Here is a 20,062-nt window from a genome sequence, read left to right on the forward strand (position 1 = left end):
GCATGCAGTGTCCGCAGTCCATGAGATTAGAAAAACACATGCTTTCTATGATCAGATCATAGAAAATCTATCTTCATGGAAACCGCCTACCTGCACAGCTTTCTACTGGTGGTGGAGTCCGGTTCGATGTCGGAGGCCGCGCGCCGGCTCGACCTCACGCCCGCCGCCGTGGCCCAGCAGGTCCGCGCGCTGGAGCGCGAGCTTGGCGCGCCGCTGCTCGCGCGCGCCGGCCGCACGGTGCAGCCCACTGAGGCAGGGCACCAGTTGGTGCAGCGCGGTCGCAACCTGCTCAGGGAGGTGAGCGACATCAAGGCGCTGCTCGGCAGCGATGCCGCCGGCGGCGAACTGCTGGTGGGCACCATCAACACCGCCATTCACAGCCTGCTGCCGGACATCCTGGCGCACTTCGTGAAGACGCACCCGGGCGCCAAGGTGTTCCTGCAGTCGGGCACGACCGCCACGCTCCACAAGGCGCTGCTGCAAGGCGAGCTCGACGCGGCCGTGTGCCTGCACCCGACGTTCGCGCTTCCGAAGACCTTCGACTGGTCGTTGCTGCGCGAAGAGCCCTTGGTACTGCTCGCGCCCAGCCGCCTTGCGCGGCGCGATCCGCACGAATTGCTGAGGACATCGCCGCTGATCCGCTACGACCGCAATCTTGGCGGTGGCAAGCAGGCCGACCGTTACCTGCGTGCCGCGGGCATCGTGCCGCAGGAGCGCTTCGAACTCAGCTCGCTGCTGGCGATTGCAATGATGGTCGACCGCGGGCTCGGCGTTTCGATCGTGCCGGACATCGCATCGCCGCTGCTGGAAGGCCAGCGCATTGCCAAGATCGCGTTGCCGCTGCCTTCGGAGCCTCGGCGCTTCGGCGTGCTGTGGCTGCGCGCATCGCCGCGGCTGAGGCTGATCCAGGGCTTCGTGGACAGCGCGGGGCAGGTCAGCGGAGGCAAGGGCATTTCGCGCAGAACCGCCGTATCCGGGATGGCTCAAAAAAGCAGGCTATAATCGAGAGCTTAGCGGCTGTAGCTCAGTTGGATAGAGTACTTGGCTACGAACCAAGGGGTCGTGGGTTCAATTCCTGCCAGCCGCACCACCTGTTGAAAAGCCCGGAAGATTCGTCTTCCGGGCTTTTTTCTTTGTTGGCTTCGCTTCGTTCGCTCCGGGAATTCCGGAAACGGGCGAAAAAGGCAGGCTATAATTGCAAGCTGTGCGGCTGTAGCTCAGTTGGATAGAGTACTTGGCTACGAACCAAGGGGTCGTGGGTTCAATTCCTGCCAGCCGCACCACTACAAGGAAAGCCCGCAACGCAAGTTGCGGGCTTTTTTCATTTGGAGGATCTGCGTGAGCAAGGCATTCACCAAGGAAACCGAGACAGACGGAGACGACGACGGCGCCGATGGCGCATCGCCTCCGCTGCCCGCGGGCAGCAAGAACTACATCACCCCCGACGGCTACGCGCGGCTGCGCGACGAACTGCTGCACCTGATGGACGAAGAGCGGCCGAAGATCGTCGAAACAGTGCACTGGGCGGCCAAGAACGGCGATCGCTCCGAGAACGGCGACTATCTCTACGGCAAGAAGCGCCTGCGCGAAATCGACCGCCGCATCCGTTTTCTCACCAAGCGTCTCGAAATCGCCGAAATCACCGACCCCTCGGTGCACCACGGCCGAGACCAGGTCTTCTTCGGCGCCACGGTCCGCTATGCCGATGAAACGGGCGACGAGCGGAGCGTCACCATCCTCGGCATCGACGAGGCGGAAAGCGCCAAGTCGCAGGTCAGCTGGATTTCACCGATCGCGCGGGCGCTGCTGAAGGCGCGCGAGGGCGACGTGGTGAAGCTCGTGACGCCGGGCGGCGCGCACGAGGTCGAGATTCTGTCGGTGAGCTATCCGGCACCGCGCCCGGCCGCGACGTAACAACGCCGCTTCAATCCAGGCCCGCTCAGGGGACAGGCACCGTCCTCGATGCCGTCAGCACCGAAGCGGTCCGGCGCGCGGCGCGCAGCACCGCATCGAGATGCGCGCGGTCGCGCACCGCGATCACGAAGCGCAGGTCGGTCGAATCCTGCGGCGTTTCATCGGCCATTTCGACGTGCGTGATGTCGGCTTCGGCGTCGGCCAGCGTGGCGGCGACCCGCGCCAGCACGCCCTTGTCGTTGCGCACCGTGATGACCACGCCGGTCTCGAAGGCACGCGTGGGCTCGTCGGCCCATTCGACGGCGAAGAAGCGCTCGCTGTCCTTGTGGCGCAGGCGCTGGCCCACGCCGCATTCTTCGGTGTGCACCACCAGCCCTTCGCCGTGTCCGAGGTAGCCGACGATCTGGTCGCCGGGAATCGGGCGGCAGCACAGTGCGAAGCGCACCGATGAGTTCTCGCTGCCGTCCAGCGTGACCGCGCCCTGCGACACGGTTTCGTGCGAGATGAAGCGTTCGCGGCTCAGCAGCAGCGCGTCGGGGCGTTCGCCCAGCTCCGAGAGCATGGCCACGAGCCGCTTGGCGACGATGCTGGCAATGCGCTTGCCCAGGCCGATGTCGGTCAGCAACTCAGCGCGGGTGCGGTTGCCGGTGAAGCGCAGCAGCTTTTCCCACAGCGCCTGGTGTTCCTCGTCGTTCTCCGGCAGCTTGCTCAGGCCTTCGGCGCGCAATGCCTGCGCCAGCAGCTTCTCGCCCAGCCCTTCGGACTCGGCGTGCGCCAGCGTCTTGAGGTAATGGCGGATCTTGGAGCGGGCGCGGCCCGTGCGCACGAAGCCGAGCCAGGCCGGATTGGGCGTCGACACCGGCGCGGTGATGACCTCGACCACGTCGCCGTTCTTGAGCTCGGTGCGCAGCGGCACCTGGTCGCCGTTGATGCGCGCGGCCGAGGTGTGGTCGCCGATGTTGCTGTGGATTGCGTAGGCGAAGTCGACCACCGTGGCACCACGCGGCAGCGCCATGATCTGGCTCTTGGGCGTGAACACGTAGACCGCGTCTGGGAACAGGTCGACCTTCACGTGGTCCCAGAACTCGGCGGCGTCGCGGGTTTCGTCCTGGATGTCGAGCAGCGACTGCAGCCACTTGGTGCCCAGGCGGTCGTTGCTGGCTGCGTTCGGCTCGGCGGCCTTGTAGAGCCAGTGCGCGGCCACGCCGGATTCGGCCACCACGTGCATGGCCTCGGTGCGCAGCTGGAATTCGACGCTCACGCCGGCCGGCCCCACGAGCGTGGTGTGCAGCGACTGGTAGCCGTTGAGCTTGGCGATCGCGATGTGGTCCTTGAACTTGCCCGGCAGCGGCTTGTACATCTGGTGCAGGATGCCCAGGCCGGTGTAGCAGGCGATCACGTTCGGCACGATCAGGCGGAAGCCGTAGATGTCGGTCACCTGGGCGAAGCTCAGGTGCTTTTCTTCCATCTTGCGGTAGATCGAATAGAGCGTTTTCTCGCGCCCTGCGATCCGAAGCGTCATGCCGGCGGCCGAGAAGGCGGTCTCGACTTCTTTCTGCACTTTCTGGATCAGGTCGCGGCGTCGGCCGCGGGCCTTGGCCACGGCCTTGGACAGCGTGGCGTAGCGCCACGGCTTCAGGTGCCGGAACGACAGTTCCTGCAGCTCGCGATAGGTCTGGTTGAGCCCGAGCCGGTGCGCGATGGGCGCGTAGATTTCGAGCGTTTCGCGCGAGATGCGCGCCCATTTCTCGCGCGGCGCATCGGCCAGCGTGCGCATGTTGTGCGTGCGGTCCGCCAGCTTGACCAGGATGACGCGCACGTCGCGCGCCATGGCCAGCAGCATCTTGCGGAAGGACTCGGCCTGGTTTTCTTCGCGCGTGTTGAACTGCAGCTTGTCGAGCTTGGTGAGTCCGTCGACCAGTTCGGCCACCGGGGCGCCGAAGCGCTCGATCAGCTCGGGCTTGGTGACGCCGCAATCCTCGATGGCGTCGTGGAGCAGGGCGGCCATCAGGGCCTGCGCGTCTAGCTTCCACTCGGCGCATTGCGCCGCCACTGCTATGGGGTGGGTGATGTAGGGCTCGCCGCTGTTGCGCAGTTGCCCCAGGTGGGCCTCGTCCGCGAAGCGATATGCGCGGCGGACCAGCTCGGTGTCTTCGGGGCTTAGGTAATCGAGCCGCGCCGTCAATGCGGCAAAGCTTGCTGCGGCCGCGTTCAGCGCCGCCGGGCTCGGCTTCGGCGTGCCTTTGGTGGCATGGGACTGATGTTTGGCTACCGCGCTCATGGCTACCACTTTAGCGTGACCGCTCCGTGGACGCGTCCGGACATAAAAAAAGCACCGCATTGCGGTGCCTTTTCGTTGCAGGGCTGCGTCAGATCAGCCCGGCACCTTCTTGAGCATTTCGAGGCCGATCTTGCCTTCGGCGATTTCGCGCAGCGCCGTGACGGCGGGCTTGTTCTTGCTCTCGATCTTGGGGGCGTGGCCCTGGCTCAGCATGCGCGCACGGTACGTGGCGGCCAGCACGAGCTGGAAGCGGTTCGGAATATTGACGAGACAGTCTTCGACGGTGATGCGGGCCATGATGAGAATCTTTCTGTCTGTGAGCGGATGAACTCGGATATCAGGGGATGTTCAGTGCGGCGAATGTGTCGGCACGCGCACGGCGCTGTGCGGAGTACCGGAGCCGCTGAGCGTGGACGATCGCCTTGAGATCGAAAAGCGCGCGCTCAAATAACTCGTTGATTATAACGAAGTCGAATTTCCCCGCCTGCGCCATCTCCTCGGCGGCATTCTTCAGGCGGGTTTCGATCACCGCGGCGCTGTCTTCGCCGCGTCGCTCCAGGCGGGAGCGCAATTCTTCCCAGCTGGGCGGCAGGATGAAGATCATGACCGCGTTGGCAAAAGTCTTGCGGATCTGCAGCGCGCCCTGGAAGTCGATTTCGAGGATGACGTCGGCCCCCTGGGCGATCCGCTCCTCGATGGCTTTCTTGGAAGTGCCGTACTTGTGGCCGTGCACATGTGCCCATTCCACGAAGCCGTCGCCCGCGATCATGGCGTCGAACTCCGTCGGCGAGGCAAAAAAGTACTCGCGGCCGTGCTTTTCCTGACCGCGAGGCGAGCGGGTGGTGTGGGAAACAGAGGGCTGGACGGCTGCGTCCAGCTCCATCAGCGCCTTGACCAGGCTCGATTTGCCGGCGCCGCTGGGCGCCGCCACCACGAAGATATTGCCGGGGTAATCCATGCTTTCGCTCGTCATTCGATGTTCTGGACCTGCTCTCGCATCTGCTCGATCAGGACCTTCATGTCCACGCCAATGCGCGTGAGCTCCAGGGCTGCCGACTTGGAGCCCAGGGTGTTGGCCTCGCGGTGCAGTTCCTGGATCAGGAAGTCGAGCCGCTTGCCGATCTCGCCGCCCTTCTTGAGCAGGCGCTCGATCTCGTCGAGGTGCGAGTTCAGGCGGGTCAGCTCCTCGGCCACGTCGATGCGGATCGCGAAGGCGGTGGCCTCGGTCAGCGCGCGGTCCTGGGCGGCCTCGGGCAGGGTGCCGCCGGTGCTTTCGGTCAGGCCCATGGCCTCTTTCCAGCGCTCCAGGAAGCGGGTGCGCTGCTGTTCGACCAGCTGCGGCACCAGCGGGCCGGCCTGCTGCACCAGGGTGCGCAGCTGGGCCAGGTGGGCCTCGAGCATCTTGGCCAGCCGGGCGCCTTCGCGCTGGCGGGCCGACATCAGGCCGTCGAGTGCCTTGCCGGTCACCTCGAGCAGGTCGGGGCCCCAGTCGCCGCGGGCGGCGCTGTCGCCGCCGGCCAGGCGCAGCACGTCGGCCACGCTCAGGTCGCGGGCGCCGGGCAGCCAGGCCTTGATGCTGTCCTGCACCCCGTTGAGCCGCTGGAGCAGCTTCACGGAGGGCTCGACGACGCCCGCCTGGGCGGTGTTCTCGATGGCCGCGCGCACCTCGACCTTGCCGCGCTTGAGCTTGCCCGTGAGCAGCTCGCGCAGCGCGGTTTCATGCTGGCGCAGTTCCTCCGGCAACTTGAAGGTGAGATCGAGGAAGCGGCTGTTGACCGAGCGGATTTCGACCCCGAGCCGGCCCGCCGCGGAGGGCCGTGCTTCGGCTTCGGAGTGGCTGCCTGCGGACCCATTTTGGCCGCTGGCGTAGCCGGTCATGCTGTAAACTGGCATTGCGCCTCACTGTGGTTTTGCTTGCAAGCACCGAGGCGTCGGCACGGCGTTCGCTTGCCGCACCATCGCCTTCGGGCGAAACTCCCGGATTATGTCAAAGGTCAAGCCTTCGCCCCTGCTGCCCGATACGGTCATTGGCGGATACCGCGTTGTACGCCGGCTTTCCGCGGGTGGTTTCGGTGTCGTCTACCTCGCCATCGACCCTGCCGGACAGCAGGTCGCCATCAAGGAGTATCTGCCTTCGTCGCTCGCCACCCGGGGCCCCGACGAGCTGGCGCCCCAGGTGCCGCCCGAGAAGCTCTCCCTCTACCGCCTGGGGCTCAAGAGCTTCTTCGAAGAGGGCCGCTCGCTCGCGCAAATTTCGCATGCCTCTGTGGTCAGCGTGCTCAATTTCTTCCGCGAGAACGAGACCGTCTACATGGTCATGAACTACCTGGAGGGCGCCACCCTGCAGGATTTCGTGGTCACGGCACGAGACCTGAAAAAGCAGAAGGTGTTCCGCGAGTCCACCATCCGGTCGCTGTTCGACGAAATCCTGCGCGGGCTGCGCATCGTCCATCAGTACAAGATGTTGCACCTGGACATCAAGCCGGCCAACATTTTCGTGACCGACGACGACCGCGCCGTGCTGATCGACTTCGGCGCCGCGCGCGAAGTGCTCAGCAAGGAAGGCATCTTCATCCGCCCCATGTACACCCCCGGCTTCGCAGCTCCCGAGATGTACCGGCGCGACTCTTCCATGGGCCCGTGGACCGACATCTACGCCATCGGCGCCTGCATCTACGCCTGCATGCAGGGCTACCCGCCCAACGACGCCCCCCGGCGCATCGAGAAAGACCGCCTCAGCCTGTCGCTGTCGCGCCTGCGCGGCGTGTATTCCGACAACCTGATCGAGGTGGTCGAGTGGTGCATGTCGCTCGACCCGCTGTCGCGCCCGCAATCGGTCTTCGCGCTGCAGAAGGAACTCAGCCGCGAGGGCGAGCGCCGCTACACCAAGCTCACCGTGGGCGAGAAGGTGCGGCTGTCCATCGACAACATCCGCTCCTTCGACAAGAAGGGCCTGCCCAAGGCTGCCGCGCCCACCACGCGGCCCGCATGACATCACCATGAAATTTTCCGTCTTCCAGGTCAGCCGCAAGGGCGGCCGTCTCAAGAACGAAGACCGCATGGGCTATTGCTACACGCGGGAATCGGGCCTGTTCGTGCTGGCCGACGGCATGGGCGGCCATCCGGAAGGCGAAGTGGCGGCGCAACTGGCCCTGCAGACCATCGCCGCGCTCTACCAGCGCGAGGCACGCCCGATCGTGAAAGACGTGAAAGCCTTCCTGGCCGAATCGGCCATGGCCGCGCACCAGCAGATCATGCGGTACGCCAGCCACAAGGCCATGCTCGATACGCCGCGCACCACCGTCGTCGCGGCCGTGCTCCAGGGCACCACCGCCACCTGGATGCACTGCGGCGACTCGCGCCTGTACGTCGTGCGCGACGGCCGCCTGCTGACCCGCACGCGCGACCACTCCCACGCCGAGCGCCCCAAGCCGCACGGCTCCGACACGCCCGTCAACCGCAACCTGCTGCTGACCTGCCTCGGCTCGCCGACCACGCCGCTGTTCGACGTGTCGAGCCCGCTGCAGCTGCAGCGCGGCGACCGCCTCATGCTGTGCTCCGACGGCGTGTGGGGCGTGCTCGACGACGCGCTCATCGTGCACACGCTTTCTTCCGGCAAGCCCGTGTCCGACGCCGCCCCCGACCTCGCCGAAATGGCGCTGCGCAAGGGCGGCGCCCACAGCGACAACGTCACGCTCATCGCCCTCGAATGGGAGATGCCCGACAGCACGGGCGACGACCGCAGCGGCGTGTCCACCGAAACCATAGAAGACGGCGTGTTCGCCTCCACCATCCAGGCCGGCATGCCGTCGGACAACGAGATCGACGACCTCGACGAAGATGCCATCGAGCGCTCCATCGCCGAGATCAACGAAGCCATTCGCCGCTCGGCCGCCCGCAAGACCTGAGCGCGCCGTTCGTTCCTTGTTCTCCTCTTTCGAGTCTCAAACAATGACTGCTTTCACACGAAGCGGCGGCCGTGCCGCCGACCAGCTGCGCCCGGTGCGCATTACCCGTGGCTTCACCATCCATGCCGAAGGCTCCGTGCTGATCGAGTTCGGCCAGACCCGCGTGCTGTGCACCGCCTCGGTCGAAGAGAAAGTGCCGCCGCACAAGAAGGGCAGCGGCGAAGGCTGGGTCACGGCCGAATACGGCATGCTGCCGCGCGCCACCCACACCCGCAGCAGCCGCGAGGCCGCCAAGGGCAAGCAGACCGGCCGCACGCAGGAAATCCAGCGCCTCATCGGCCGATCGATGCGCGCCGTGTTCGACCTGGCTGCCCTGGGCGAGCGCACCATCCACCTCGACTGCGACGTGCTGCAGGCCGACGGCGGCACGCGCACCGCGGCCATCACCGGCGCCTTCGTGGCCGCGCAAGACGCCGTCAACAAGCTCATCGCCGCGGGCACCCTGGCTGCATCGCCCATCAAGGGCCATGTGGCCGCCATCTCGGTGGGCATCGTCGAAGGCACGCCGCTGCTCGACCTCGAATACACCGAAGATTCCTCCTGCGACACCGACATGAACGTCGTCATGACCGGCGCCGGCCACTTCGTCGAAGTGCAGGGCACGGCCGAAGGCGTGGCCTTCACCCGCGACGAAATGAACAGCCTGCTCGGCCTTGCCGAAAAGGGCATCGGCGAACTCGTGACCCTGCAGAAGCAGGCGCTGCTCGCCGCCAACTGACCACCTCCAGCTACTGGCGCCTGCTTCCAAGGCGGGCGCCACAGCCACTTTGACTTTCTATGAAACTGGTTCTGGCTTCCAACAACGCAGGCAAGCTCGCCGAACTCCAGCAACTGTTCGCGGAACTGGCCGTCACGCTCGTGCCGCAGTCGGCGCTGGGCGTGGGCGAGGCTGAAGAACCTTTCCGCACCTTCGTCGAGAACGCGCTGACCAAGGCGCGCCATGCCAGCGCCGCCACCGGCCTGCCGGCCATCGCCGACGACGCCGGCCTGTGCGTCGACGCCTTCGGCGGCCTGCCGGGCGTCGACACCGCTTACTACGCCACCCAGTTCGGCTACGCCAAGGGCGACGCCAACAACGTGAAGGCGCTGCTCGAACAGATGAGCGGTGTCGTCAACCGGCGCGCCGCGCTCGTCAGCACGCTGGTCGCGCTGCGCAGCCACGACGACCCGGAACCGCTCATTGCCGTGGGCCGCGTCGTCGGCGAGATCGCGCCCGAGCCCGTGGGCGACAACGGCTTCGGCTTCGACCCCGTGATGTACCTGCCGAGCTTCGGCAAGACCTTCGCCCAGCTGACGCCCGAGATCAAGAACGCCAACAGCCACCGTGGCCGCGCGGCGCAGGCCATGCTGGCCCTGATGCGCGAATGCTGGCTGCCCGCGTAATGGCCACCGTCTTCCCGATCCAGCCGGCGCAGCCCACGGGCGCGCCGCAGGCCAACGACGTGCTGCACTGGATGCGGCCCGGCCCGCTGCAGCTCAGCGCGCTGCCGCCGCTTTCGCTCTACATCCACCTGCCGTGGTGCCTGCGCAAGTGCCCGTACTGCGACTTCAACTCGCACGAATGGCGCGCCGCCAGCGAGGCCGACATAGAAGGCATTCCCGAGCAGGCGTACATCGACGCGCTCGTGGCCGACCTCGACGCGGCGCTGCCCCTCATCTGGGGGCGCACCGTGCACACCATCTTCATCGGCGGCGGCACGCCGAGCCTGTTCTCGCCGCAAGCCATCGACCGCCTGCTGGGCGACGTGCGCGCGCGCCTGAAGCTAGCGCCCGACTGCGAGATCACGCTAGAAGCCAACCCCGGCACCTTCGAGCGCAACCGCTTCCGTGCATTCCGCGCCGCGGGCGTCACGCGCCTGTCGGTGGGCGTGCAGAGCTTCAACGACGAGCACCTGAAGGCGCTGGGCCGCGTGCATGACCGTGCGCAGGCCATTGCGGCAGTCGAAGAGGCCGCGAGCGCTTTCGACACCTTCAACCTCGACCTGATGTACGCCCTGCCGGGCCAGACGCTGGAGGGCCTGGAGGCCGACCTTTCGCAAGCCCTGTCGCTCGCGCCGCCGCACCTGTCGGTGTACCACCTGACCATCGAGCCCAACACCTGGTTCGCCAAGTTTCCGCCGACGCTGCCCGAGGACGACATCGCCTACGAGATGCTCGACCGCATCACCGAACGCACCAGCGCCGTCGGCATGACGCGCTACGAAGTGTCGGCCTATGCGCACGAAGGCCATGCCTGCGGGCACAACCGCAACTACTGGGAGTTTGGCGACTACCTTGGCATAGGCGCAGGCGCGCACAGCAAGCTGAGCTTTGCGCACCGCATCGTGCGCCAAGTGCGCTACCGCGAGCCGCGGCTGTACATGGAAAACGCCCGCGCCGGCGCCGCCGTGTCGCAGAGCGATGAGGTGGCGCTGGCCGACCTGCCATTCGAGTTCATGCTCAATGCGCTGAGGCTGAAGGCCGGCTTCACGCTGCCCCAGTTCAGCGAACGCACTGGGCTCGCGATGACCGCCATCCAGCGCGGCCTGGAAGAGGCCGAACGCAAGGGGCTCCTGGCGCGCGACCTGTTCCGGGTGTGGCCCACCGAACGCGGGCTGGACTTTCTGAGCGATCTGCAGGCGATGTTCCTGCCGGACGGAGAGTAGGGTGCCGCCGTCGGCTTAAAATCTTAAGTTCCGGAGAGTTGGGTGAGTGGTTTAAACCAGCAGTCTTGAAAACTGCCGACGTGAAAGCGTCCGTGAGTTCGAATCTCACACTCTCCGCCAGGACAAGCATTTTCAAGATGTCAAAACGCGCCTCAGGGCGCGTTTTTCATTGGGGAAGTGCATATACTCTGCCGCCCTGACCAGCCGTAACATGCCGTGTAAGCGCTTTTGGGATGGCCCGTTGTATGACCGGTCGGGAGCAATGCCAAAGCGATCTCGTGAACTGTCTGCGATGGAGGTTGGCCGCCTGAGGGAAGAGGGCGACCATAACGTGGGCGGCATCCCTGGCCTGTACCTGCAGATCATCAGCGGATCGCGCGCGTGGATTCTGCGCTTCAAGATCGGCACTCGACGCCGGCGCATGGGGTTGGGCGGCTTTCCTGCCGTGCCGCTCTCTCAGGCCCGCGAGCGAGCGCGTGAGGCGCATAAATTGATCGACTCAGGGGAAGCCCCATCGAGGCGCGCGACGCGCTAAAAAAGGCTGCTGCAGCTTCCCAGGCGTGGGCGCTGACGTTCAAGGTGGCGTGCGAAAGGTTCATCGCCGCGAAGGAAAGTGAGTGGCTGAACCCAAAGCACCGGCAGCAGTGGGAGAACACCCTCAAGGACTACGCTGAGCCGGTGCTGGGCCACATGGACGTGGCCGAGATTGGGCAGGATGAGGTGCTGCGCGTCCTCGATCCGATTTGGCGAACAAAGACGGAGACGGCGACCGCGCGCGATCACGCCCTGGGGGGTCTTCGCATTGGGCCTGTCGACGTCGAGGCGCTCGCAGTAGTCGAGCACGGTGTCGAGCTTGTCCTGCCTGCTCATCGGCAGCGGGTGACCGTTGAGCATGTCGTCGATCGCACATGCGCAACGTCCTGCGCGGGCACAAACCTCGGAGTCGCCGATAGACCAGTGAAGGATGTCCTTGTGTTCGTGCTCGAAGGCGCGCATTGCATCAACGCGCGCCAGATTCCAGCTGAGCCAGTCGCCACCGACGGTGCGCACCTTCGGCTTGAGCGGCATGATGATGTCGAACGCCGGCACCCACTGAGGCGGCAGCTCGCCTCGCATGCGTGCATCCATCAACGGTGCGACCTGTGCAACATGCTGGTCGTGCGGAAGGCTGGAACGCCGGCGCATCCAGAAGACTGGATCAGGCGCGGCTTGGCGGGTGGCAACGACGCGCATGGGTTGTCGGCCGCAAGCAGTCGTGTATCAAGATCGGTTTTCGGGAACATGCCCAAGCTTCAGAACAAGAATCCCAGATCGTAGACGTCGGGCCGCAGTTTCAACGTTAACGCTTGGTAAGCCGCCTCTAGAGGTGTGAAATCTACTTCATCATTCTCGATGTTGGCTCTCAACGCTCTTCGGATCTGATACCAACCAACGTCGGGCCGATTCAGCTTGTACTCGTCGCGGATTCGCTTCTCGAAGCGAGTACCGTGGTACTTTTTCCATAGCTTCTGTCCTTCAGCCATCACTACCTTTGCCTCGCTCGAAAGCTTGAGGGTGGCAATGTAGTCGCTCATAAAGCTTGATTCGAATCTACTCGCTGCGCCGACCTGAACCTCCGTGTAGGGGATGAAGTGATTCACGAGAGTCCAGGAGTCGTCGTTCCATTCAAGGCCTTTACATCCCGCGCTCAAGTTCTTGCCTGAAAACAACATGTAGATCAGACAGTCGGACTTGAACTCGCCAGGTAGCGGCAACGAGGGTTGCAAGAATTGGTCGTTGTGATTTAGCCAAGTATGGGCAATCAGAAGGCGTACGGAGAACACAACAGCAACCTCTGCGATGTTCTGGGCGTTGATGTACAGGCCGCCGCCGTTCCCTCCGGTGTAGATTGACGATGTGATTAGCGTCTCCTGCCCTGAGTGCTGCAAGTCGTTGTTGCTTGCATACAGGTAACCAATCATGTCGTCGCACGACCGCTTGAGCCTAGGGTTCGTTGAGATCGTGAATGCATTCGAGAGAGGCAATGCCAATTCCTTGTTGGCTTTCGGCGGAGTAATCCATTTGTTCAGGTAGGTATTGGCAGGGCGGTTCGCGAACACCTTCGTTCCGAGGAGCTCGCCGGTCTTGGTGAGCGCGTCCGTTTCGATGCTGGTGATCGGCTCCTTTTTCGAGGTGTCCCAAACCAGGAAGCCAATAGGAAAATCGCCTTTGATTCCATCAAACGCCTTGCTATGAACAACGAAACCACCAAGGAACTCGGCCTCCCACTGCGCTCGGAACGACTCAAAATTGGGAGCTAGGACGTATTTCAACGTGCTGAACATGGCCAGCGTGGCGTTCGGAAGCTCCTTTTGCACACGCGCCAAGAACTGCACAAACAGTTCCTTGCTCGCATAGCCGAAGTTCATTTGAATGTTGATCTTAGACTGCTCGATGCCTACCTTGTTTGTATCGCCCTTTCCGATGCCTGAGCCTGTCTCGCCATAAGGTGGGTTAATCAAGACGAGGATTTTCTTCGCACCCTTCTTCTTCGTATTCGCATCCTCGATCGCTTGCTTGAGGGCGGAAGGCAGCTTCTTGGACAACGAATAGTCGATCTCCCCGCCATCCGTGATGTCGTCGTTCAAGTAGTCGTATTGAAATTTCTCCGCCGCAACGCAGGTGTGGCTTGCGGTCATCACCTCGATATCGGCCCTGTCCAGCGTGCTCATGAAAATGTTGCGATGGTTCGAATGTTTAACTTCGAGATTCCCAACGCCGCAGCACATGTCCCAAACGACGTAGTTCTTCTGCCAGTTTGTGCCCAACGTCTTAGCCAACAGGTCATAGGCCTTGTCAACGATATGCAGCGGCGTGTAAAAGGCTCCCTTGAAGGTCCGTTCATCGATTGGGAGCAGACTGTCTCTGCGTTCGAGAAGGTAGCCGCGGTACTCTTCTTCGGGCGGTCGATGGTAGATCGCCCAAAATTTCCGATAGCCTCGGTCGCTCGATAACTCGAACGTCTTTCCATTCAACAGAAAGAGCGGACGATCGTCATCGTGCAGCAATCGAGCAGGGAGATCTGCCATCGCGGCCTTCGCACCATCGTGCATGATGTCTGCAAAGAATAGAAGGGCGTAGTCGGATTCGGTAACTCCATCGATCTCCTTGCCGATCATCTCGACCCATTGATCGAATACCTGCCGCAAGTTTGCAGGTGTGATCGGTGTACGGATAAGCTTTCCCGCCTTGATCGCGGTCTTGATTGTGTTGATGAACTCCTTTTCGTGGCTTTCGATCTTGTAGACCACGAAATGAGTTTCGATGTACGGAGCGGCTTGGGCTGCTACCTTTTTGTCCACCTGCGACGCCGACTTCGGCCACTTGATGGACTTGTCCATCATTATCGGCAGAGCCTTAGCAGTTTCCATGATGGCGGCTTTTTCGCGATCAATAACTGCCAGGAACGGCGGTATGTGCTCGCCTTTCTTCCTCGCGTCCCGCACATAGAAGAGAAGCTGGGTGAACATGAGAACGGGAGCGACAGCAACCGACTTCGCCTCAAACCAAATCTCTTCCGCTTGGATATCAATTAATCCCTTCTTGAAACTCTTAAGGCCCAATGCCTTGATGTAAGCGTCCTTAACATCTTCCTCGGATATCGCTTTGGAAAGATCAGTGATTAGGCTCATTGAGTACTCGTGCTGAAAAACGATCGGGGCGGCTGCTGGCCCACCTATGATGAAGTCAGTGTACTGGGATGGTCAGACAAGGCGCGAGAGGCATCGTGCCCGCACGCACTCTCACGCGAACGACGGCTTTGGCGGCGATCTCGGCGTGGCCAGCGGTCGCAGCCGAGTAATCATCGAGGTCGCAATATTTGGCCTCTGGTCGAGCTAAAACGCGATCAACGCATTTCGACGATGTGAACGCGAGGTGTTGTGCCGCGCACGTGGCGGGAATCCAGTCGGCGAACAAATTCTGTTCTCGATGAAACTCGACGTCAGGTCAATCACCCACGTGGCAGGGCCTCCTGCACACGGCGCGTGGCCCTCGCGCGAACTGTCAATCGTCCACGGTCGCGCCTTCCTGGCCTTCCACGCCTTCGGCTTGCTCGGTTTCCAGCGTTAGCTGGCTCGTATAGCCGCTGCCGTCAAGCGAGTGCCGCACGCGGGAGACGATCCACGGTGTTTCGTCAATCTTGCGTTTGTAGCCGGCCACGCGCGCAGGGCGCTGCGGAATGATGCCGGGCGGGAAGTTCCGCATCCTGCACCGCGAGCAGTTCAAGGGTTCGGACTTCGAAGCCCAGGCCGACGCGATCAAGCGAATCCCGCAGCAATACAACGTCATGCACATCGGCATCGACAAGACCGGCCTCGGCGCCGGCGTCTTCCAGATCGTTGAGAAGTTCTTTCCCCAGGTGAAGGGCCACCTGCGCCACCAGCGCGGGGATCGCCGTTTCGTCGGATGCGGGTTCAGGGGATGGTGATGCGGCCGTGTGGCCTATGGGTTGCGATGGATTGGATGCCATGGCGTCGTCTTCCTTTGCCTGCCGGAACTTGCATGTTCTGCCTGCAGCCGAGACGATTTGATGAACGGACCGTAAAGCTGGGTTGAATTTACGAAACCGCTGGTGGCGCAAAGGTGTCGGCGGGTGAGAAGGATTAGCCCGGCATTAGCGCCGGGCCGTCGCGCTCATTCAGTCCTCACTCACTCGATCCTGAAGACGAACTCCTGCGTCGCCACGACCTCGGCATCGCCCGTGGTCTGGCATTCGTAGCGCATCACCGCCGAGCGCACCGCCGATTGATAGACCTTGGGCCCGGAGAGAAAGCGCACCTCCGTCACGCGCCCGCCCTTGATGCGCACCTCGGCCTTGACGACACCGCTGATGCCTTCGTCCAGTGCCTTGCGCGGCATCTCGGGCTTCACCTGCCTGGGGCATGCCACCGCGATGTCGGTGGACACCGCCTGGGACGGGGCGGGAGGCGCGGGCGGTGCCGGCGGCGCGGCGGGCGGCGGCGCCACCGGTTCGGTGTTCTGCACGGCGGTGATGGCGGGCGCGGTGCTCGGCGGCGGCGTCACCGCCGGCGGCGGCACGTAGGCCGGACGCGGCGGCGGCGGTGCCTTCGGCGTCTCCTGCCGGATGATCTTCTTCGGTGGAGGCGGCGGGGGAGGGGGCGGCGGTGGCGGCACCTTCACTTCCGTGATGATGGTCGCGTCCATCGGCTTCTTGATCATCTCGATGGTCTTGCGCGCCAGGCCCGAGACGAGCGCGTAGCCCACCAGCACGTGGAACAGCACCATCACGCCGATGCCCACGGGGCCGAAGCGGGACTTGGGGTCGAAGTCGTTGGCGCGGCTCATGGGATGAACTGCTCCGAGCCCATGATGCCCAGCTTGGTCAGGCCGGAGCGCTGGGCCGAGGCCATCACGCCGGCCACCACGTCGTAGCGGGCCTGCTTGTCGGGGCGCAGGTGCACTTCAGGCTGCACCGGTTGCGCCGCGAGCTGCTCGAAGCGCCGCTCCACCTCGGACAGCTCGGCCACGGCCTCGCCGTTCCACAGCACGGTGCTGTGCTCGTCGATGTCCACGCGCAGCACCTCGGGCTTGATGTCGCTGGGCGGCGGGTTGCCGTTGGGCATGTTCAGGTTCACCGCGTGCAGCTGTATGGGGATGGTGATGATGAGCATGATCAGCAGCACCAGCATCACGTCGATCAGCGGCGTGGTGTTGATGTCCATCATGGGCTCGTCGGTGGGGGTGCCGCTGCGGCGCCCCTGTTTTTCTTTTCGCATGGCTGTGTGTTCTCAGTTGCGCGCGGGCGGCTCGGTGATGAAGCCGACCTTGACGATGCCGGCCGACTGGCACGCGTAGATGATCTTTCCCACCGGCTCGTACACCGAGTGCCAGTCGCCGCGTATGTGCACCTCGGGCTGCGGGTTGAGGGCGGCCACTTTCTTCAGCCGCTCGGCCAGGTTGTTCACGTCGCGCACGGGCGTGTCGTACCAGTAGATGCGCCCGGCCGTGTCCACCGACAGCACGATGGTGTCGGGCTTGCTCTCGCGCACCTCGTTGCGCTGCTTCGGCACTTCCACGGGCACCGAGTAATTGACCACCGGGATGGTGATGAGGAAGATGATCAGCAGCACCAGCATCACGTCGACCAGCGGCGTGGTGTTGATGGCCGCGATGGCCTGTTCCTCGTCGCCGCCGCCGGATGGGATGTTCATCGCCATGGTGTGGCTCGCTTCGCGTGCGGTGGTGGCGCGGCGCTCAGGCGGTGGCCCGGCCCGACAGGATCACGGAGTGCAGCTCGCCGCTGAATTCGCGCACGTCGTCCATCACCGTGATGTTGCGGCGCAGGAGCCAGTTGTAGCCCAGCACCGCGGGCACGGCCACGGCCAGGCCGATGGCGGTCATGATGAGCGACTCGCCCACGGGGCCGGCCACCTTGTCGATCGACGCCTGGCCCGCAATGCCGATGGCGGTGAGCGCGTGGTAGATGCCCCAGACGGTGCCGAACAGGCCCACGAAAGGCGCCGTGGAGCCCACGGTGGCCAGCAGCGACATGCCGTTGCTCAGGCGCCGGTTCACGCGTTCGGTGGCGCGGTGGATGCACAGGTCTACGAAGTCGGCAAAGTCGACCTTGCCGCGCAGGCCGTCATGCTTGCGCGTGGCATGCACGCCCGCATCGGCGATGAAGCGGAAGGGGCTGCCTTCGGCTAGCTTGGCGGTGCCGGCCTGCACGCTGCCTTCGTTCCAGAACTCGTTGTCGACTTCCTTCGCCTGCCGGCCCATGCGCATCTGCTCGAGCAGCTTGGTGACGATGACGTACCAGCTGCCCATCGACATGATCGCCAGGATGGCCAGCACGGCCTTGGCCACCAGGTCGCTCTGCGCCCAGAGCGCGCCGATGCCGTAGGGGTTGTCGACCTTGGTGGCGGCGGCGGCCGGCACCGCGGCCGGCGCCGTGGGTGTGGCGGTGGGCGCAACTGCCGGTGCGGATGCAGGTGCGGGTTCCGTCGTGGCCTGGGCGTTGGCGGCGTGCGGCGCGGCGGTCAGGCAAAGCGCCAGGGCGAGCGGAGCGGCCACGGCCATCAGCTTCGCGAAAAAGGTCTTCATCATGTTTGACTCCAAAAAACAAAACGGAGGGCAATCGGGGCGCGCGGTCAGGCCGCGCGCCAGCCGAGGGCCTTGCCCCACACGGCGTACACGCTCGCACTGCTGCCGCGCACGACGTGGTAGCGGTCGTAGGGGGCCGCGGTCATGCAGGCGTGATGCGGAAGAATGCGCACGCGGCTGCCGATGGGCAGCGCTTCGAACATGGCCTGCAGGTCGTCGTCGCCATCGCCTTCGATGGCGATCAGGCCGTGCTCCTGGTGCAGCTCGGCCACGCGCAGGCCGGGCAACGGCGTGGTGCCGTCCGCGCGGCACACCAGCCCGAAGCCCAGGCCGCCGCGGAACTCGGCCGCCGACTCGTCCTTCGACAGCGCAAGCGCGCCGGCGTCGATGAGCACGCGGCGCGAACGCGGGTTGTGGCCGATCACCGTGGCCAGCACCGACAGCGCGATGTCCTCGATGCCGCAGATGCCGCGCGCGGCCTGGTCCAGGTCGAAGAAGGTGTAGACGCCGGGGCGCATTTCGGTAACGCCGTCTAGCCGCTCGGCACACACCGCGGTTGGCGTGGCGCCCACGCTGACCACATCCACCGTGAAGCCGGCCGCGCGCAGGCACTCGGCGGCGCGCACCGCGCCTGCGCGCTCGGCTTCGGCAATGGCGCGGATCGAATCCAGCCCCTCGGCGTGGTAGCTGTGGCCGGCGTGGGTGAGCACGCCGGCCAGCGTCAGCGATTCGCTGCGTTGCACTTCGGCCGCGATGGCGAGCAGCGTCTCTTCATCGTCGGGCGATACACCGCCGCGGCCGCCGCCGGTGTCGACCTCGATCAGCAGCCCGAAGCTCGCGCCCAGGGCGCGCGCACGCGCGGCCACCGCCCGCACCGCACCAACGCAGTCCGCGAGCAGGTTCACGCGGGCGCCGTGCATGCGCTGCACGCGATGCAGCGCATCGATCTTGCCGGCGCTGATGCCCACCGCATAGGTCAGGTCCAGGAAGCCGTAGCGCGCGAAGTAGTCGGCCTCGGCCACGGTGGACACGGTGATGGCGCCGCTGTGCCCACGGGTGGCCAGGCGCGCCACCTCGGCCGACTTGGAAGTCTTCAGGTGCGGGCGCAGCGCCACGCCGTGCCGCGCCGCGCGCTGCGCCATCGCGTCGCAGTTGCGTTCGAGGACTGCGCTGTCGAGCAACAGCGCCGGCGTGTTCAGCTCGGCCAGCGCCGTTTGTGCGAGCGGCGTCACCGGGCGCATCCGAGCTCCGCCATGACCCAGTCGACTTCTTCGGCAATGCGGTTCACGAAAGGCGGCAGCACCACCAGCGACATGTGCTCGGCGCCCTCGACGCGATGCAGGCGGCTGCGCTTCGACAGCGCCGCATGCGCCTCCTGGTACTCGGGCCAGCGCCGTTGCACTTCTGCGCCTTCCTCGGCACCTGGCGGCAGCTTCGGCATGACCGTGGCCGACAGCACCGACAGCGGCCGCGTGCCCAGGTCCGGCGACGCGCCGGCCTGCCGGGCGACGTGCTGGAGGCCTTCATGTTCCTTCACCATCGTGTCGACGGTTTCCGGCGTGTAGTTCGCGGCCATCTGCCGCAGCACATGGGGCATGTCGGCAAAGATGGCCTGTACCAGCGCGAACTCCGGCGGCGGCAGGCCGCCGGCCTGGAACTCAGCGCGCTTCTTGCGCTCCGGCGCCAACGTTTCCGCCGGCAGGCCCTGGAACGCTTCGAACTGCTCCGGATGGCTGGAGTCGAGCATCACGACGCCGGCTACCTGCTCCGGATACAGGCCGGTGTAGATGCGGTTCAGCAGGCCGCCCAGCGAATGGCCGATCAGCACGATCGGGCCGGTCACGCCGGCCGCGGCCAGCAGCGCATGCAGATGCTGCGCGTTGCGCTTGCCGTCGAAGGGTGCGTCGTCTGCCTCGCTCCAGCCCATGCCGGCGCGGTCGTAGCTGATCACCGGGTACTTGGCCGACAGCGCCTTCTGCAGGCGTGCATAGATAGGCGAGGCGCAGCCGCCGCCGGCTTCGAGCACCAGCGTGGGATGCAGGGCAGTGGCCGGCGCGGGGCCGCTGCGCTGCAGGTGCATCTTGCGGCCGTCGACGGTGTACACCTCGCCCGGCGCGGGCATGCCGCGCCCGTCCAACGACGGTGGCAGT

Annotated in this window: 22 protein-coding genes and 3 tRNA genes; 13 read left to right on the forward strand and 12 right to left on the reverse strand. The window is 64.7% G+C overall.

Going from position 1 to position 20,062, the window contains the following annotated elements; translation table 11 throughout:
* Nucleotides 1–75 precede the first annotated feature (75 nt).
* From ACQY8B_RS02140 to greB, 4 genes are all read left to right on the forward strand, one after another.
* Nucleotides 76–1,002: a LysR family transcriptional regulator gene (locus ACQY8B_RS02140; RefSeq protein ID WP_422085196.1), complete on the forward strand. Its 927-nt coding sequence runs from the start codon at nucleotides 76–78 to the stop codon at nucleotides 1,000–1,002.
* A gap of 11 nt (nucleotides 1,003–1,013) precedes the next feature.
* Nucleotides 1,014–1,090 (forward strand) — tRNA-Arg (locus ACQY8B_RS02145).
* 116 nt (nucleotides 1,091–1,206) lie between these two features.
* A tRNA-Arg gene (locus tag ACQY8B_RS02150) sits at nucleotides 1,207–1,283 on the forward strand.
* Nucleotides 1,284–1,338: 55 nt separating this feature from the next.
* Complete coding sequence (gene greB, locus ACQY8B_RS02155; RefSeq protein ID WP_422085197.1) at nucleotides 1,339–1,914, forward strand: transcription elongation factor GreB; 576 nt, start codon at nucleotides 1,339–1,341, stop codon at nucleotides 1,912–1,914.
* 25 nt (nucleotides 1,915–1,939) lie between these two features.
* On the opposite strand, the gene ACQY8B_RS02160 is transcribed toward greB, so the two are convergent.
* The 4 genes from ACQY8B_RS02160 to ACQY8B_RS02175 form a co-directional block, all read right to left on the reverse strand.
* Entirely contained in the window at nucleotides 1,940–4,195 is a 2,256-nt protein-coding gene (locus ACQY8B_RS02160) for a RelA/SpoT family protein (protein WP_422085198.1), read from the reverse strand.
* A gap of 93 nt (nucleotides 4,196–4,288) precedes the next feature.
* Nucleotides 4,289–4,492 (reverse strand): DNA-directed RNA polymerase subunit omega, encoded by a 204-nt coding sequence (gene rpoZ / locus ACQY8B_RS02165; protein ID WP_007835875.1) that lies wholly within the window; start codon nucleotides 4,490–4,492, stop codon nucleotides 4,289–4,291.
* A gap of 40 nt (nucleotides 4,493–4,532) precedes the next feature.
* Nucleotides 4,533–5,153 (reverse strand): guanylate kinase, encoded by a 621-nt coding sequence (gene gmk, locus ACQY8B_RS02170; protein WP_422089131.1) that lies wholly within the window; start codon nucleotides 5,151–5,153, stop codon nucleotides 4,533–4,535.
* 11 nt (nucleotides 5,154–5,164) lie between these two features.
* Nucleotides 5,165–6,088: a YicC/YloC family endoribonuclease gene (locus tag ACQY8B_RS02175; RefSeq protein ID WP_106936933.1), complete on the reverse strand. Its 924-nt coding sequence runs from the start codon at nucleotides 6,086–6,088 to the stop codon at nucleotides 5,165–5,167.
* A 91-nt stretch (nucleotides 6,089–6,179) separates the two neighbouring features.
* On the opposite strand from ACQY8B_RS02175, the gene ACQY8B_RS02180 reads away from it, so the two are divergent.
* The 8 genes from ACQY8B_RS02180 (at nucleotide 6,180) to ACQY8B_RS02215 (ending at nucleotide 12,125) form a co-directional block, all read left to right on the forward strand.
* Nucleotides 6,180–7,187: a serine/threonine protein kinase gene (locus ACQY8B_RS02180; RefSeq protein WP_081269837.1), complete on the forward strand. Its 1,008-nt coding sequence runs from the start codon at nucleotides 6,180–6,182 to the stop codon at nucleotides 7,185–7,187.
* Nucleotides 7,188–7,194: 7 nt separating this feature from the next.
* Entirely contained in the window at nucleotides 7,195–8,103 is a 909-nt protein-coding gene (locus ACQY8B_RS02185; RefSeq protein ID WP_422085199.1) for a PP2C family protein-serine/threonine phosphatase, read from the forward strand.
* Nucleotides 8,104–8,146: 43 nt separating this feature from the next.
* Nucleotides 8,147–8,881, forward strand: a complete 735-nt coding sequence (rph, locus tag ACQY8B_RS02190) for a ribonuclease PH (RefSeq protein WP_422085200.1) — start codon at nucleotides 8,147–8,149, stop codon at nucleotides 8,879–8,881.
* 59 nt (nucleotides 8,882–8,940) lie between these two features.
* A complete protein-coding gene (gene rdgB, locus ACQY8B_RS02195) occupies nucleotides 8,941–9,546 on the forward strand; it encodes an RdgB/HAM1 family non-canonical purine NTP pyrophosphatase (RefSeq protein ID WP_422085201.1) in 606 nt (201 codons plus the stop codon).
* Nucleotides 9,546–10,808: a radical SAM family heme chaperone HemW gene (hemW, locus tag ACQY8B_RS02200; protein ID WP_422085202.1), complete on the forward strand. Its 1,263-nt coding sequence runs from the start codon at nucleotides 9,546–9,548 to the stop codon at nucleotides 10,806–10,808. The genes rdgB and hemW overlap by 1 nt, the downstream gene beginning before the upstream one ends.
* A gap of 32 nt (nucleotides 10,809–10,840) precedes the next feature.
* Nucleotides 10,841–10,928 (forward strand) — tRNA-Ser (locus tag ACQY8B_RS02205).
* Nucleotides 10,929–11,100: 172 nt separating this feature from the next.
* On the forward strand, nucleotides 11,101–11,343 hold the full coding sequence (locus tag ACQY8B_RS02210) for an Arm DNA-binding domain-containing protein (protein ID WP_422089132.1): 243 nt from the start codon (nucleotides 11,101–11,103) through the stop codon (nucleotides 11,341–11,343).
* A gap of 44 nt (nucleotides 11,344–11,387) precedes the next feature.
* Entirely contained in the window at nucleotides 11,388–12,125 is a 738-nt protein-coding gene (locus ACQY8B_RS02215) for a phage integrase central domain-containing protein (RefSeq protein ID WP_422085203.1), read from the forward strand.
* On the opposite strand, the gene ACQY8B_RS02220 is transcribed toward ACQY8B_RS02215, so the two are convergent.
* Nucleotides 12,101–14,479, reverse strand: coding sequence for a hypothetical protein (locus ACQY8B_RS02220; protein WP_422085204.1), 2,379 nt, complete (start codon nucleotides 14,477–14,479; stop codon nucleotides 12,101–12,103). The two genes, ACQY8B_RS02215 and ACQY8B_RS02220, sit on opposite strands and share 25 nt — an antisense overlap.
* A gap of 373 nt (nucleotides 14,480–14,852) precedes the next feature.
* Nucleotides 14,853–15,008 carry a hypothetical protein gene (locus ACQY8B_RS02225; protein WP_422085205.1) on the reverse strand — a complete coding sequence of 52 codons (156 nt, stop codon included), beginning with the start codon at nucleotides 15,006–15,008 and terminating at the stop codon, nucleotides 14,853–14,855.
* A 22-nt stretch (nucleotides 15,009–15,030) separates the two neighbouring features.
* On the opposite strand from ACQY8B_RS02225, the gene ACQY8B_RS02230 reads away from it, so the two are divergent.
* Entirely contained in the window at nucleotides 15,031–15,276 is a 246-nt protein-coding gene (locus ACQY8B_RS02230; protein ID WP_428744997.1) for a hypothetical protein, read from the forward strand.
* 221 nt (nucleotides 15,277–15,497) lie between these two features.
* Here the strand turns inward: ACQY8B_RS02230 and ACQY8B_RS02235 are convergent, their stop codons facing one another.
* Genes ACQY8B_RS02235 through ACQY8B_RS02260 form a run of 6 tightly spaced genes read right to left on the reverse strand, consistent with a single transcriptional unit; the run spans nucleotide 15,498 to nucleotide 20,034 of the window.
* Complete coding sequence (locus tag ACQY8B_RS02235) at nucleotides 15,498–16,154, reverse strand: energy transducer TonB (protein ID WP_422085206.1); 657 nt, start codon at nucleotides 16,152–16,154, stop codon at nucleotides 15,498–15,500.
* Entirely contained in the window at nucleotides 16,151–16,585 is a 435-nt protein-coding gene (locus ACQY8B_RS02240) for an ExbD/TolR family protein (RefSeq protein ID WP_422085207.1), read from the reverse strand. Before ACQY8B_RS02240 ends, ACQY8B_RS02235 begins: the two co-directional genes overlap by 4 nt.
* Nucleotides 16,586–16,597: 12 nt before the next feature.
* Entirely contained in the window at nucleotides 16,598–17,026 is a 429-nt protein-coding gene (locus ACQY8B_RS02245) for an ExbD/TolR family protein (RefSeq protein WP_422085208.1), read from the reverse strand.
* A gap of 37 nt (nucleotides 17,027–17,063) precedes the next feature.
* Nucleotides 17,064–17,915, reverse strand: a complete 852-nt coding sequence (locus ACQY8B_RS02250; RefSeq protein WP_422085209.1) for a MotA/TolQ/ExbB proton channel family protein — start codon at nucleotides 17,913–17,915, stop codon at nucleotides 17,064–17,066.
* A gap of 44 nt (nucleotides 17,916–17,959) precedes the next feature.
* Complete coding sequence (locus ACQY8B_RS02255) at nucleotides 17,960–19,144, reverse strand: alanine racemase (RefSeq protein ID WP_422085210.1); 1,185 nt, start codon at nucleotides 19,142–19,144, stop codon at nucleotides 17,960–17,962.
* A complete protein-coding gene (locus ACQY8B_RS02260; protein ID WP_422089133.1) occupies nucleotides 19,141–20,034 on the reverse strand; it encodes an alpha/beta fold hydrolase in 894 nt (297 codons plus the stop codon). Before ACQY8B_RS02260 ends, ACQY8B_RS02255 begins: the two co-directional genes overlap by 4 nt.
* Between the last annotated feature and the right edge of the window lie 28 nt (nucleotides 20,035–20,062).

The sequence above is a fragment of the Variovorax sp. genome, assembly GCF_965279555.1.
Classification (GTDB): domain Bacteria; phylum Pseudomonadota; class Gammaproteobacteria; order Burkholderiales; family Burkholderiaceae_C; genus Variovorax.

Bases quoted from the DNA above. Each gene is read 5' to 3' on its own strand.
- ACQY8B_RS02140 (WP_422085196.1), top strand. From the start codon at position 76: ATGGAAACCGCCTACCTGCACAGCTTTCTACTGGTGGTGGAGTCCGGT.
- ACQY8B_RS02160 (WP_422085198.1), bottom strand. From the start codon at position 4,195: ATGAGCGCGGTAGCCAAACATCAGTCCCATGCCACCAAAGGCACGCCG.
- rpoZ (WP_007835875.1), bottom strand. From the start codon at position 4,492: ATGGCCCGCATCACCGTCGAAGACTGTCTCGTCAATATTCCGAACCGC.
- gmk (WP_422089131.1), bottom strand. From the start codon at position 5,153: ATGGATTACCCCGGCAATATCTTCGTGGTGGCGGCGCCCAGCGGCGCC.
- ACQY8B_RS02175 (WP_106936933.1), bottom strand. From the start codon at position 6,088: ATGCCAGTTTACAGCATGACCGGCTACGCCAGCGGCCAAAATGGGTCC.
- ACQY8B_RS02180 (WP_081269837.1), top strand. From the start codon at position 6,180: ATGTCAAAGGTCAAGCCTTCGCCCCTGCTGCCCGATACGGTCATTGGC.
- ACQY8B_RS02185 (WP_422085199.1), top strand. From the start codon at position 7,195: ATGAAATTTTCCGTCTTCCAGGTCAGCCGCAAGGGCGGCCGTCTCAAG.
- rph (WP_422085200.1), top strand. From the start codon at position 8,147: ATGACTGCTTTCACACGAAGCGGCGGCCGTGCCGCCGACCAGCTGCGC.
- rdgB (WP_422085201.1), top strand. From the start codon at position 8,941: ATGAAACTGGTTCTGGCTTCCAACAACGCAGGCAAGCTCGCCGAACTC.
- hemW (WP_422085202.1), top strand. From the start codon at position 9,546: ATGGCCACCGTCTTCCCGATCCAGCCGGCGCAGCCCACGGGCGCGCCG.
- ACQY8B_RS02210 (WP_422089132.1), top strand. From the start codon at position 11,101: ATGGAGGTTGGCCGCCTGAGGGAAGAGGGCGACCATAACGTGGGCGGC.
- ACQY8B_RS02220 (WP_422085204.1), bottom strand. From the start codon at position 14,479: ATGAGCCTAATCACTGATCTTTCCAAAGCGATATCCGAGGAAGATGTT.
- ACQY8B_RS02230 (WP_428744997.1), top strand. From the start codon at position 15,031: ATGCCGGGCGGGAAGTTCCGCATCCTGCACCGCGAGCAGTTCAAGGGT.
- ACQY8B_RS02235 (WP_422085206.1), bottom strand. From the start codon at position 16,154: ATGAGCCGCGCCAACGACTTCGACCCCAAGTCCCGCTTCGGCCCCGTG.
- ACQY8B_RS02240 (WP_422085207.1), bottom strand. From the start codon at position 16,585: ATGCGAAAAGAAAAACAGGGGCGCCGCAGCGGCACCCCCACCGACGAG.
- ACQY8B_RS02245 (WP_422085208.1), bottom strand. From the start codon at position 17,026: ATGGCGATGAACATCCCATCCGGCGGCGGCGACGAGGAACAGGCCATC.
- ACQY8B_RS02250 (WP_422085209.1), bottom strand. From the start codon at position 17,915: ATGATGAAGACCTTTTTCGCGAAGCTGATGGCCGTGGCCGCTCCGCTC.
- ACQY8B_RS02260 (WP_422089133.1), bottom strand. From the start codon at position 20,034: ATGCCCGCGCCGGGCGAGGTGTACACCGTCGACGGCCGCAAGATGCAC.